Annotated in this window: 10 protein-coding genes and 1 tRNA gene; all 11 read left to right on the top strand. The window is 38.2% G+C overall.

Going from position 1 to position 12,464, the window contains the following annotated elements; genetic code table 11:
* Positions 1-6: 6 nt before the first annotated feature.
* The 11 genes from MTT09_RS07845 to MTT09_RS07795 all read left to right on the top strand — a co-directional run bounded on the left by MTT09_RS07845 (position 7) and on the right by MTT09_RS07795 (position 12,433).
* Positions 7-81, top strand: a tRNA-Asn gene (locus MTT09_RS07845).
* A 270-nt stretch (positions 82-351) separates the two neighbouring features.
* Positions 352-837, top strand: a complete 486-nt coding sequence (locus MTT09_RS07840; RefSeq protein ID WP_429803435.1) for a PepSY domain-containing protein — start codon at positions 352-354, stop codon at positions 835-837.
* A 46-nt stretch (positions 838-883) separates the two neighbouring features.
* On the top strand, positions 884-1,531 hold the full coding sequence (locus MTT09_RS07835) for a hypothetical protein (RefSeq protein WP_429803434.1): 648 nt from the start codon (positions 884-886) through the stop codon (positions 1,529-1,531).
* Between the two features lie 32 nt (positions 1,532-1,563).
* The gene (locus MTT09_RS07830) at positions 1,564-2,223 is read left to right on the top strand and encodes a response regulator transcription factor (RefSeq protein WP_429803433.1); all 660 of its coding nucleotides are present in this window, start codon (positions 1,564-1,566) and stop codon (positions 2,221-2,223) included.
* On the top strand, positions 2,207-3,556 hold the full coding sequence (locus MTT09_RS07825; protein WP_429803432.1) for an ATP-binding protein: 1,350 nt from the start codon (positions 2,207-2,209) through the stop codon (positions 3,554-3,556). Before MTT09_RS07830 ends, MTT09_RS07825 begins: the two co-directional genes overlap by 17 nt.
* A 649-nt stretch (positions 3,557-4,205) precedes the next feature.
* Entirely contained in the window at positions 4,206-4,790 is a 585-nt protein-coding gene (locus MTT09_RS07820) for a restriction endonuclease subunit S (protein WP_429803431.1), read from the top strand.
* Between the two features lies 1 nt (position 4,791).
* Positions 4,792-6,282, top strand: coding sequence for a type I restriction-modification system subunit M (locus tag MTT09_RS07815; RefSeq protein ID WP_429803430.1), 1,491 nt, complete (start codon positions 4,792-4,794; stop codon positions 6,280-6,282).
* Positions 6,279-7,445 carry a restriction endonuclease subunit S gene (locus MTT09_RS07810; RefSeq protein ID WP_429803429.1) on the top strand — a complete coding sequence of 389 codons (1,167 nt, stop codon included), beginning with the start codon at positions 6,279-6,281 and terminating at the stop codon, positions 7,443-7,445. Before MTT09_RS07815 ends, MTT09_RS07810 begins: the two co-directional genes overlap by 4 nt.
* 2 nt (positions 7,446-7,447) lie before the next feature.
* On the top strand, positions 7,448-8,689 hold the full coding sequence (locus tag MTT09_RS07805; protein WP_429803428.1) for a haloacid dehalogenase-like hydrolase: 1,242 nt from the start codon (positions 7,448-7,450) through the stop codon (positions 8,687-8,689).
* A 17-nt stretch (positions 8,690-8,706) separates the two neighbouring features.
* Entirely contained in the window at positions 8,707-11,781 is a 3,075-nt protein-coding gene (locus MTT09_RS07800) for a type I restriction endonuclease subunit R (protein WP_429803427.1), read from the top strand.
* Positions 11,774-12,433: a M48 family metallopeptidase gene (locus tag MTT09_RS07795; protein WP_429803426.1), complete on the top strand. Its 660-nt coding sequence runs from the start codon at positions 11,774-11,776 to the stop codon at positions 12,431-12,433. Before MTT09_RS07800 ends, MTT09_RS07795 begins: the two co-directional genes overlap by 8 nt.
* Positions 12,434-12,464 lie beyond the last annotated feature (31 nt).

The raw sequence follows: 12,464 nt of genomic DNA, 5'->3' as shown, positions 1-12,464 counted from the left end.
AAGTGTTCCGGATTAGCTCAGCGGTAGAGTAGGTGACTGTTAATCACTTGGTCGCTGGTTCGAACCCAGCATCCGGAGCCATTTATATTTAAAAATCCTTTTAAAATCCAGATTTTAACGATGTTTCAAAATCTTTAAGATTTCTTGTTTTTATATTTCCCCCTTTTATTTCCCCTTGGCTTTATTTGTTGTTTGAAATTATATCGTTCTGATTTGCGGTCAAAATGCTATTAGATATTCATCTTTGGCAAAGTTAAAATAATTTTTTTTCATTCATCCTAGCTTCATTTTAGGTTTTTATAATGCGCTCATCCAAACGAAAGTTGGAAATCAAAAATAAAAGGATCAAAAATGAAAAAGGTATTAAGCGCGGCAGTTTTAGCAGCAGTTTTGGGAGCGACAGGTTTGCAAGCAGCCATCACATCAAAAGATGCTTTAAATATAGCTGAGAAAAACTTCCCAGGCTCAAGCGTCAAAGATATCGAGATGAACGTCAAAAAGGGCGTGACTTTTTACAAGATAGAGTCATTTAAAGATGGTGTCAAACAAGAGATCAAGATAGATGCTAACAGCGGTCAGATCGTTAAAGTAGAGAATAAAAATAAAAAACATATCTTGCCGATCGAAGCGGTAGATTTTTCAAAATTTGCTCTTAGCATTGACGAGGCTGTGGCTAAAGCTCAAGCGCTCGAGGCTGGCTGGAGTCTTGATGAGGCAGAGCTTGATAATAAAAATGGTGCTTGGATATACAAAGTAGAGCTTAAGCGTGATAGGAGCGAGAAAAAAGTGATCATAAACGCTCAAACTGGCGAGATAATTGGTAACTTCACAAAGTGATCTAACGCCCTTTTTGGGCGTTAAATTTTTTATAAAGGTGAAAAAGATGAGTGAAAATTTAGAGCAAAATTTAAACGATAACGTTGACGAACAGGTTTTAGAGAGAAATTTGAATAAAAATTTAGACGAAAACAAGGTTGCTGATCTTAGTGAAATCGCGAGAGAAAATTTAAGTGAAAATACCAAGTCTGGCGTTTATAAAAATAGCTACAAAAATTTAGGAGCGGGCGAACAAAGCCCTGAAAATTTAGATAAAAATTCAAGCCAAGCAGCTCCGAAATACAAAGCTCAAAATTTCTTTAAAAAAACGCTTGAGCTTTCGCTTCAAGGTGCAGCGGATGCACTCATCTGCGCTGGCAAGGCTGGAGTGTGGCTATCAAACGCTTCAAACTGCCTAAAAGACGAGGCGCAAAGGGCTGAGCTATCAAAGATAAATGAAGAGCAGGCAAAATTTGAAAGAGTGGCTTGCATCTTGCCAGAAAAAGTTAAAGAGATCGTTACAGAGCGCCTAAAAGTAGAGCCAGAAGAGGTGGAGTTTTCTCCGATCTATCTAGCTAAAAAACAAAGTTTTGGCGCGTTTTGCACGGAGTATTTTTATGACGCAAGGGCTAAATTTAACGGCTTTTTATATGATTTTAAGATAGGCGCAGCAAATGGCGAAATTTTAAATCTAAAAATAAAAAGCCAAATTTGATAAAATAGCTGACAAAACTACGTGAGGCAAAGATGAAAATTTTAGTCGTCGAGGATGAAATAGACCTAAATAGCGTCATCACAAGGCACCTAAAGAAAAATGGATATAGCGTCGATAGCGCATTTAACGGCGAGGAGGCGATGGACTTTACCGCCGTCGCGCACTACGATCTTATCGTGCTTGATCTTATGATGCCAGTGATGGACGGACTTACATTTTTGCAAAGATCGCGTGCCGCAAAGCTAGCGACCCCTGTGTTGATACTAACGGCAAAGGACGATGTAGACGACGTTGTAAAGGGGCTTGACGCGGGCGCGGATGACTACTTGGTCAAGCCATTTGACTTTAAGGAGCTGCTAGCTAGGGTACGCACGCTCATTCGCCGAAACAGCGGCAACGTGGCTAGTGAAATTTGCGCAGGCAAGCTAAAGATCAACCTTTCTAAAAAGTCAGTCGAATTTAGCGGCGAGCAGGTCGAGCTAACTGGCAAAGAGTATGAAATTTTAGAGTTTTTGATGCTAAATAAGGGCAGAATTTTAACTCGCGACCAGATCAAAGAGCACGTCTGGGACTTTGACTACACAGGTGGCTCAAATGTCATCGACGTGCTTATAAAAAACATAAGAAAAAAGCTTGGCGAGTGCGAGGCGATCCAGACTAAAAGAGGGCTTGGCTATGTTGTTAAGGATTAAGCAAGCGCTTGCAAATATCCCGATAACGGCGCGCGTAACGCTTTGGTACTCGTTTTTTATCATTGTTATCGTGGTGACTCTCATTGCTGTCTCGGCGGTCGTGGCGGATGAGGTTTTTGAGGACGTTAGCCAAAAAAAGCTAGCCAAATCAGTCACCAAAATAGCCAACGATATGGATGAATTTGAGCCATATGATGATGGGATATTTTTTATAAAATATAACGCAAAAGGCGATGTGATAGGTGGTTTAGCACCAAAACACTTTCAAATTTCACTTAAAATGAATAGCGGTGCAGTGCGGCTTTTTGAAAACGGCGAAAACCGCTTTTACTACTACGATATCGCAGCTAGAGGCAAAGAAGTCTGGGTCAGAGGCGTGATAAATGCGGAGAAATTTTTCAAAAAAGAGGGACTATTTTTACTGGCTCTTGGCGTTTTTGTGCCGGTTTTGTTTTTCTTTGTGCTTTACGGCGGCTATAAAACGATAAAAAATGCGATGAAGCCAGTCGCCACGATGTCAAAAACTGCGCTTGAGATAGGCAGTAGCCGGGACTTTTCAAAGCGCATAGACCTGCCTGCTGGCAAAGACGAGCTGCACGCGCTTGCAAGCGTTTTTAACCAGATGCTCGACTCCCTTGAAAAGGTCTATCAAAGCGAAAAACAGCTCTCCTCAGACGTCTCGCACGAGCTGCGAACGCCGCTATCTGTCATCATGGCTGAGAGCGACTACGCTGCGAACTATGCGCAAAATTTGGACGAGGCCAAGGAGTCGCTGGAGGTCATCTCTAGGCAGTCAAGAAAGATAACCTCGCTGATAGATCAAATTTTGGAGCTCTCAAGGCTCGAAGCCGGCAGAAATTTGGAGCTAAAAGGTATAAATTTAAGCGCTATCTTGCAAAATTTAGCCAGCGACTATGAGAAGCTAGCAAGCGCTAGGGGGCTGAATTTTAGCTACTTGATAGCGCCAGATGTCCAAATTTTAGGCAATGAGCTGATGATATCAAGGCTGGTGGATAACTTTTTAAGTAACGCACTAAAATTTGCAGAAGCTAAGATCGAGCTAAATTTAACCCTCACAAAAACACACGCACTTTTGTCTGTAAAAGACGATGGCTTAGGCATCTCTAAAAAAGATATCGAGCTAATCTGGAATAAATTTTATCAAGTTGAAAGCTCAAGAAACAAAAGCCAAAACAGAGGCAGCGGACTGGGGCTGGCCATCGCTGCAAATATAGCTAAAATTCACGGTGCAAAGCTTGGCGTAAAAAGCGAAGCAGGAGCTGGAAGCGAATTTTGGGCTGAATTTGATCTTGTAAATTTAAAACAAATGTAAATTTAGGTGGTTTGCTAAGACAAAATTTACACAAGAGTAAAACAAATATAAGAGCGAATTTAAATTTCACACAAACAGCATCTATTTTTTAGAGCAAAGCTAAATTTATAAACTTTTGCAGAAATTTCATGGTTAGGTTGCTCTAAAAAAGCCCTGAGGGCGCACTCATATCAAAAGCACCAACAAAGACTATAAAAGCTACTAGATAGATGAAAGTTGAGCTAAAATATTAAGATTTGTGTTTAAAAGCCCATTTAAAGGGCTTTTAAAAGAATTTGTAAAAGATGTTTTGTAAAGTAATGTAAAAGAAATTTTTTGTACGCAAAACTTGTGAAATTTAACTTTTGAAATTTGCAAAAATGGTAGTTGAAGGTAAATTTATGCAAATGTAAATTGCGACCGCAATCTAAATTTGAGTGATTATAGCCAAATGCTAGCTTAAAAATCGAGATAAATTTAAAAATGCAGGGGTAAATTTGCTAAAGTAAATTTATAGTTTAAAAAATAATTAAGATTTTAGTCGTCAATTTAATGTATTATTTTAGAAATAATATAAAAATGTATTGTCAGTTTTTATCTTTTTTGATATACTTCGCTCATAAAAGTATTAGTATTATTTTTAAAATAATACAGAAAGGGACATCTTGAAATGATAAAAATAAGCGACATATCTGAGATAAAAACTGGTCTAGTTTTAATCCGCAAAAAGGCAGATAAAAACGTAGATGAGAAATTTAGCTATAAAGTAGTCTCGCTAAAGTCCTTTAATGAAAATGCGCTTTTTGATGACTCATTTGCAGACGAATTTATATCAAACGAGCAAATAAGCGATGAGTATAAAGTGAGCTGTGGCGATGTTTTGTTGCGCCTTAGAGAGCCAAATTTCGCCGTTTATATAGATAAGGAGTATGACGATCTTATCTACTCATCTTTGATGGTTCGCATAAGGGTTAAAAGCGATAAATTTGATCCGCGTTTTGTGGCGTATTATCTAAACAGTAGCGCCGTTAGAAGAGCCCTTGCTCCAGATGTTTCAGGCACTACAATAGCGATGATAGGCGTTGCAAGCTTAAATAACATAAAAATACCAGCCATAAATTTGCAAACTCAAAACAAGATAGTAAAATACCTAAATTTAGCTCGCCAAGAGAGCGAAATTTTACAAAATTTAGCAGCCCAAAAGAAAAAATACCACAAAAGCATATTTGAAAATTTAATAAAAGAGGAGAACTAAGATGCAAAAGACCACACAAGATACCATAAATAACGTAGTTTGGAAGGCTTGCGACACATTTCGCGGCACGATGGACGGAAGCGATTACAAAGACTATGTTTTAACGATGCTTTTTGTTAAGTATCTATCTGATTTTTATAAAGAAAAGCTCGAATTGCTTAAAGCCGAATACGGCGACAAGAGCGAGAGGATCGAAGCAAAGCTAAAGAAAGAGAAATTTAAGCTTGATGAGAGTTGCACATTTGAGTATCTTTTAGCGTACAAAGAGGCTGCAAATTTAGGCGAGATAATGAACAAAACGCTAGAAAAGATCGAAGAAGACAACAAAGACAAGCTTGAGGGCATCTTTAGAAGCATCGACTTTAACAACAAAAACAAGCTTGGCGATACAAAAGAGAGAAACGCCATCTTGAAAAATTTGCTTGAAGACTTTAGCGACGCTAGGCTAGATCTTCGCCCATCTATGCTTGAGGGCAACGACATAATAGGCGACGCATACGAGTATCTTATAGCTCACTTTGCAAGCGACGCGGGCAAAAAAGGCGGAGAGTTTTACACGCCAAGCGAGGTTTCGACGCTTCTTGCAAAGCTGGTTGAGCCAAAAGAGGGCGATATGATCTATGATCCTACTTGCGGCTCTGGCTCGCTTCTTATCAAGGCTTCAAAAGAGGTCGGCAGTAAAAATTTCCGCCTTTACGGACAAGAGAAAAATGGACAAACTCACGCGCTTTGCAAGATGAATATGTTTTTGCACGAGATAAACGACGCCGTGATCGAGTGGGGCGACACGATCAGAAACCCGCTTCATCTACAAGACAATTTTATAAAGACATTTGATATAGTCGTGGCAAATCCACCATTTAGCCTCGACAAATGGGGTGCTGACTTTGCCGTGAACGATCCTTTTATGAGATTTGCTAGCTATGCTTTGCCGCCAAAGAGTAAGGGCGACTACGCATTTGTAGTGCACATGATAAAAAGTCTAAACAACAACGGCAAAATGGGCGTCGTGCTTCCGCATGGAGTGCTATTTCGCGGGGCAAATGAGGGCAAGATCCGCCAAAAGCTGATCGAAGAAAATTTACTCGACGCCGTCATCGGACTACCGGCAAATTTATTTTACGGCACGACCATCCCTGCTTGCATACTCGTTTTTAAGAAAAACCGCGCAAACGAAGACGTGCTATTTATCGACGCTAGCAAAGAATTTGAAAAAGGCAAAAACCAAAACTCACTAACCGAGCAAAATATCAAAAAGATAGTTGCTACCTACAAAAACAGAAGCGAGATAGAAAAATACTCCCATGTAGCAAGCCTTAGCGAGATAAAAGAAAACGACTACAACCTAAACATCCCTCGCTACGTCGATACTTTTGAAGAAGAAGAGGCTGTAGATATCGAGACGACCAAGAAAGAAATTTCACGCCTAGAAGCCGAGCTAAAAAGCGTTCAAAGCAAGATGAGCGAGTATCTTGCGGAGCTTGGGCTATGAGCGAATTTAAAAATTTACCAAGCGGTTGGAAGGTCGTGAGGCTTGGGGATATTGCAGAAAAATCTATTCTTAAAAATAGAAACAATTTAATTAAATTGGTTTTGTCAAATTCAGCTATTGATGGTTTGGTTGCACAGAATGAATATTTTGATAAAGATATAGCAAATAAAGAAAATATACAAGATTATTACATTGTTGATTTGGGGGATTTTGTTTATAATCCAAGAATTTCACAGAGTGCCCCTACTGGACCGATTAATAGAAATATGTTATCTAAAGGCATAGTATCTCCATTGTATACGGTTTTTACTGTTCAAGACGAGATATTGGCAAAATTTTTAGCATATTTTTTTAAGACTATTGTGTGGCAAAATCAAGTCAAAAGTGTAGCAAACTATGGCGCTAGGTATGATAGGATAAATATAACAGATAATGCCTTTTTTTCTTTGAAAATTTTGCTTCCGCCGTTAGACGAGCAAGAAAAGATAGCGGAAATTTTATCTACTTGGGATGAGGCTATAAATTTGACTATAAATTTGATAGAAAGCAAAAAGCAGTTTAAAAAAGCTCTTATGCAAAATTTACTCACAGCCAAGATCTGTTTTCCCCAGTTCAAAGATGAGTGGAAAGAAACAAAGCTTGGTGAAATTTGTGAAATACAAACTGGAAAGTTAAATGCAAATGCTATGATACAAGGCGGAAGGTATAAATTTTTTACTTGCGCAAAAGAGGTTTTTGAAATAGATGATTACGCATTTGATACAGAGGCTATTCTTATTTCAGGCAATGGAGAAAATGTAGGGTATATACATTATTTTAATGGTAAATTTAATGCGTATCAAAGAACGTATGTGTTGGATAAATTTACAGAGAATATTTTATTTATAAAACATTTTTTAGAATTTGCTCTTAAAAGAAAAATAGAAATAGAGAAAAAGGATGGAAATACGCCATATATAGTCTTATCAACGATATTTGATTTTATTGTAAAGCTTCCAAATTTAAAAGAGCAACAAAAAATCGCAGAGGTTTTAACGGCTTGCGATGATGAGATAAATTTACTAAATTTAAAGCTTGAAAATTTGAAAAAACAAAAACAAGGCTTGATGCAAAAACTACTAAAAGGAGAAATGAGAACATGTTATGTGAAAAAAGCAATGTAATAATGGCAATCGCATATGATTTTGACGGAACACTAGCAAGAGGCAATATACAAGAAAATTCTTTTATACCAACAACACTATGTATAAAAAAAGAAGATTTTTGGAACAACGTAAAGGAACTATCTGAAGAAAACAATATGGATGAGATATTGTCATACATGTATTTGATTGTGAAGAAAGCAGATGGTGCTGGTGCAAAAATTACAAGAGAGGAGCTTAGCAAACACGGTAAAACTGTTAAATACTTTAACGGTGTGGAAGAGTTTTTTGAAAGGATTAATGATTATGCTGCACAAAAGGGGATATCGATTGAGCATTATATAGTATCATCAGGCACCAAAGAAATGATCGATGGAACGACTATAGCGAATAAATTTAAAAATATTTATGCGTCATCATTTATGTATGATGAATACGGTAAACCGACTTGGCCAGCTTTGGCAATTAACTATACGACAAAAACTCAATATTTATACAGGATAAGCAAAGGAATTCTTAACGCTTGGGACAATAAACTAATTAATAAATATATACCAGAGAATGAAAGACGTATTTTATTTGAGAATATGATATACATAGGTGATGGAGAAACCGATGTTCCAGCTATGAAGTTACTAAAAACTAATGGTGGAACTTCAATTGCTGTTTATGATGAAAATAAAGAGACTGCCAAAACTCTTTTGGAGCAAAATAGAGTTAATTATATTGCTAAAGCTGACTATACTGACGGATCGGAGATAGATGCTATTATAAAATCTACGATAGATAGAATTAGTTTAAATTTAACAAATGGAAAATTGCAAATATATAATAAGCAAAATACTGCAGAAATAAACATACAAAAATCCAATAATCAAGTAAGAGATAAACAATATTATTTAGGTGTTCTTAAAACGGAAGGATTTAAATTAGAAGATACTAACAAGGCGAATAAAATATATTTAAAAAAATATTCATGGGATGACCACGGATATCAAACCTCGTTTTATATATGGAATAATGGAAATTATATTGGGACAGCTAAGATAGCGAAACTAAGTCAAAATAAAAAAGAGCATACTGCAGATTTACTGGAGAAGAATTTTGATAAGTTAGATGATGATTTTTTCTCTGTTATACGCTTTAAAAAAGATGAGATAGATGAAGAGACTAAAGAGGCATTGAGGTTTTTATTGAATGATATTAGTAATACTAATAAATACGATAATAATGAAATTGTAAAAAAATCTTTAAAGAGAAGTTAGCCAAATAAGGATACCAAATGACCCCAGATACTTCAGAAAATAAGATCCAGCAAAATAGCATAAATTTACTTCAAAGCTTGGGCTATAAATTTATAAGCAGGGAGGAAAATTTAAGGCTTCGTGGCGTTAAATCAAGCGAGGTTTTGTTTAGGGAAATTTTAACCAAAAAGCTTGGCGAGATAAACGGCTATGAGTATAAGGGCAAGAGGTATAAATTTAGTCAAAGTAATGTCTTAAAAGCGGTCGATGAGCTAGCTGGGGTATCTTTAAACGAAGGGCTAATGTTCGCAAACGAAAGGATCACGAATTTACTCTTGCTTGGCACCAGTTTAGAAGAAAATTTAGAAGATGGGACGAGGAGGAGCTTCTCTTTTAAATTTATAGACTTTGAAAATTTGCAAAATAACGACTTTTACGTGACTGAAGAATTTGAAGTAAGCAGAGTAAGCCAGAGCGACGCACAAAAGCACAGAAGGCCTGATCTTGTGCTTTTTATAAACGGCATACCAATAGTCGTGATCGAGCTTAAAAAATCAAGCGTGAGCTTTGAAAACGGCATAAAGCAGCTAGAAAAAGAGCAGGGCAAAGATGAGATAGCGCACCTTTTTAAATACATCCAGCTAACTATCGCAGCAAATGGCAGTGGGGCAAGATATGGCACTACTGGAACGCCGTTTAAATTTTATAGTGTGTGGAAAGAGCAGGACGAAGCCAAGGCAAAAGAAAGCTTAAAGAGTTTGATAAATGGTAGAGAGGTGAGTGCGCTTGATATGACGCTCTTCGCGCTACTATCTAAAGATAGACTGCTAAGGCTAGTTAGGCACTATATAGTCTTTGATAAGAAAATGAAAAAGGTTTGCCGCTATCAGCAGTTTTTCGCTATCGAAGAGACGCTAAAGAGGGTATCGGCGAAAAAAGACGGCGCAAGAGCGGGCGGACTCATCTGGCACACGCAAGGAAGCGGTAAATCGCTAACGATGGTAATGCTAACAAAGCTTTTAAAGCAAATTTATATAAATTCAAAGATCATCGTAGTAACCGATAGGATAGATCTAGACGGGCAGATACACGAGACCTTTGAAAACACGGATGTAAAAGCAGGGCGAGCAAGCAGCGGAAGCGATCTGATAGAAAAGCTGCAAAGCGGCGTTAGCGTGATAACTACACTCGTGCATAAATTTGAAAAGGTGAAGAACCAAAAGGTGGCGATAAGAGATGGCGATATATTTGTGCTAGTGGATGAGAGTCACCGCACGCAAGGAGGCGATCTGCATAAGGCTATGAAAAAGGCGTTGCCGCTTGCTTGTTATATAGGATTTACAGGCACGCCGCTTTTAAAGCGCGAGAAAAACAGCTTTGCTAAATTTGGCGGAGAAATTCATAGATACACGATAGATGACGCGGTAAAAGACGGAGCCGTGTTGCCGCTACTTTACGAGGGGCGATACGTGGGTCAAGAGGTGCTTGACGCTGAGGGGCTAACTAGGAAATTTGATCTCATATCAAGAGAGCTTGGCGATGAGGCTAAAAGGGACTTGCAAAAAAAGTGGGCGAGGTTTGAGCGTGTGGCATCGAGCGAGCAAAGGCTGGAGCTAATAGCTGTGGATATAAATGAGCACATTAAAAAGACTTTGAAAAAAAGTGGCTTTAAAGCGATGCTGGCAACGCAAAGAAAATACGACGCCATAAAATATCATGAGATATTTGAAGAATTTGGAGAGATAAAAACCGCCTATGCGATATCAAGCAACGAGCACGAGGAGCTTGAGGGTGGGCATAAAGAGTATGTCGCAAAGGCGTGGCAAGAGACGATAAAAGACTACGGCAGCGAGGAGGCGTATCTAAAGTATGTAAAAGACGAATTTATTTACGGCGACGAGATAGATCTGCTTATCGTCGTGGATAAGCTTTTGACGGGATTTGACGCGCCAAGAGCAAGCACGCTTTATATAGATAAGCAGCTAAAAGAGCATAATCTGCTTCAAGCAATAGCTAGAGTAAATAGGCTTTATGACGGAAAAGATTATGGCTACATTATTGATTATAGAGGGCTTTTAGGCGAGCTTGATGAGGCGCTTACTAGCTATGCTTCGCTAAGCGGCTTTGACCCAGAGGATATAACTGGAGCCGTGATAGACGCAAGAAGCGAGATAGTAAAGGCAAAGACCTACTATACTCATTTAGACGATCTTTTTAGTGGCGTCAAATTTAAAGACGATTTGGAGAGTTACGTGGCGGTTTTAGAGGACATGCAAAAAAGAGACGACTTTAAAGAGTGGCTATCACAGTTTGCTAGGGCGTTTAAACTAGCGCTTTCTAGCGAGAAAATTTATGACATATTAAGCGAAGAGGAGATCAAAACTTATAAGCAAAGGGTTAAATTCTATAACGAGCTAAGAAAGGCGCTGCAACTAAGGTATCACGAGGCTTGCGACTTTGGCAAATACGAAGCGCAGATGCAAAAGCTGCTCGATACTTACGTAAATGCACAAGGGGTCAATGAGCTTACGAAGCTTGTAAATATCTTTGAGACGGAATTTGACGATGAGGTGCAAAGGGTTGAAGGCAAAAACGCAAAGGCTGATACTATCATCAGTGCCGTAAGCGCAGTGGTAAAAGAGAAAATGGACTCAAACCCAGCGTTTTATAAATCAATAGCCAAACAGATACAAGATATCATCGACGAATACAAGGCAAAAAGGCTAAGCGAAGAGGAAAAACTTGCCAAAGCAAAACTACTAAAAGGCCTAATAACTGGTGCTTTAAAGCCAAATGAAGACAGGTATCCAAAAGAATTTAATGGTAAGAAAATTTTGTTTGCCATTTATGATAATTTGCTTGATATTTTGGGCGATGTGGAGCTTATAGATGTTGAGACGGTCGCTAAAAATTTGAGCTTGAAATTTTATGAAATTTACGAAAAAGCCTCAAAAAAACCGGAATGGCACAAAAATAAAGACGTAGAAAACGAGATAACAAGCCAGATGGAGGATGCTCTTTGGGAGATAGAGGACGAATACGGCGTTTCTATCAATGAAAATGAGAAAATTTACCAAACTATCCGAGGCATAGGGATAAGTTTTTATGCTTGAAGGCGTAAAAATCGTCCGAAAAGACGTAAAAAATATCACTTTAAAAGTTAGACCAAACGGCGAAGCGATCCTAACCGCACCAAAAGCCGCAAGCGATGAGCATATAAAATTTATCATAGAAAAAAGAGCCAAGTGGATAGCGCAAAAGCGCGCGTTTTTTACCTCGTTTAAGACGCCCGAAAAAGAGTACGTAAGTGGCGAGGACTTTAAGCATCTTGGGCGAAGCTACCGGCTTAAAGTCGTGCAGTCTAAAGAGGAGTGCGTAAAGCTACAAAGGGGTTATCTTGAGCTCTTTGTAAAAGACAAAAGCGACCTAGAGCGAAAAAGAAATTTGGTCTATGAGTGGTATCACGAAAAGGCGATGCTGTATTTTTTTAATATCTTGCAAGAGTTTAACAATATAGTAAAACAAGATATCAAAAGTGTAAAAATAAGACAGATGAAGACGAGATGGGGAAGCTGCAATCCTTATAAATCATATATAAATTTAAACATAGAGCTTATCAAAAAGCCAAAAGCGTGTATCGAGTATGTTGTATTCCACGAGCTAGTGCATCTTCTCTATCCTGACCACTCAAAGAAATTTTATGACTATCTAACGCTTTATATGCCTGACTGGCAAAAACGAAAGGAAATTTTAGAGAGAACTTAGAAATTTTGGGATATTTAAATTTATCTATTTT

Source organism: Campylobacter concisus (assembly GCF_050447505.1).
In the GTDB taxonomy this organism is placed as follows: Bacteria; Campylobacterota; Campylobacteria; order Campylobacterales; family Campylobacteraceae; genus Campylobacter_A; species Campylobacter_A concisus_BP.
Note: the sequence above shows the minus strand (reverse complement) of the source record. Positions and strands in the feature narration are given on the sequence as shown.

What these genes read in the sequence shown, in the direction of transcription:
- MTT09_RS07825 (WP_429803432.1), top strand. Translation starts at nt 2,207, where the DNA reads ATGTTGTTAAGGATTAAGCAAGCGCTTGCAAATATCCCGATAACGGCG.
- MTT09_RS07795 (WP_429803426.1), top strand. Translation starts at nt 11,774, where the DNA reads ATGCTTGAAGGCGTAAAAATCGTCCGAAAAGACGTAAAAAATATCACT.
- MTT09_RS07805 (WP_429803428.1), top strand. Translation starts at nt 7,448, where the DNA reads ATGGCAATCGCATATGATTTTGACGGAACACTAGCAAGAGGCAATATA.
- MTT09_RS07810 (WP_429803429.1), top strand. Translation starts at nt 6,279, where the DNA reads ATGAGCGAATTTAAAAATTTACCAAGCGGTTGGAAGGTCGTGAGGCTT.
- MTT09_RS07830 (WP_429803433.1), top strand. Translation starts at nt 1,564, where the DNA reads ATGAAAATTTTAGTCGTCGAGGATGAAATAGACCTAAATAGCGTCATC.
- MTT09_RS07835 (WP_429803434.1), top strand. Translation starts at nt 884, where the DNA reads ATGAGTGAAAATTTAGAGCAAAATTTAAACGATAACGTTGACGAACAG.
- MTT09_RS07800 (WP_429803427.1), top strand. Translation starts at nt 8,707, where the DNA reads ATGACCCCAGATACTTCAGAAAATAAGATCCAGCAAAATAGCATAAAT.
- MTT09_RS07815 (WP_429803430.1), top strand. Translation starts at nt 4,792, where the DNA reads ATGCAAAAGACCACACAAGATACCATAAATAACGTAGTTTGGAAGGCT.
- MTT09_RS07840 (WP_429803435.1), top strand. Translation starts at nt 352, where the DNA reads ATGAAAAAGGTATTAAGCGCGGCAGTTTTAGCAGCAGTTTTGGGAGCG.
- MTT09_RS07820 (WP_429803431.1), top strand. Translation starts at nt 4,206, where the DNA reads ATGATAAAAATAAGCGACATATCTGAGATAAAAACTGGTCTAGTTTTA.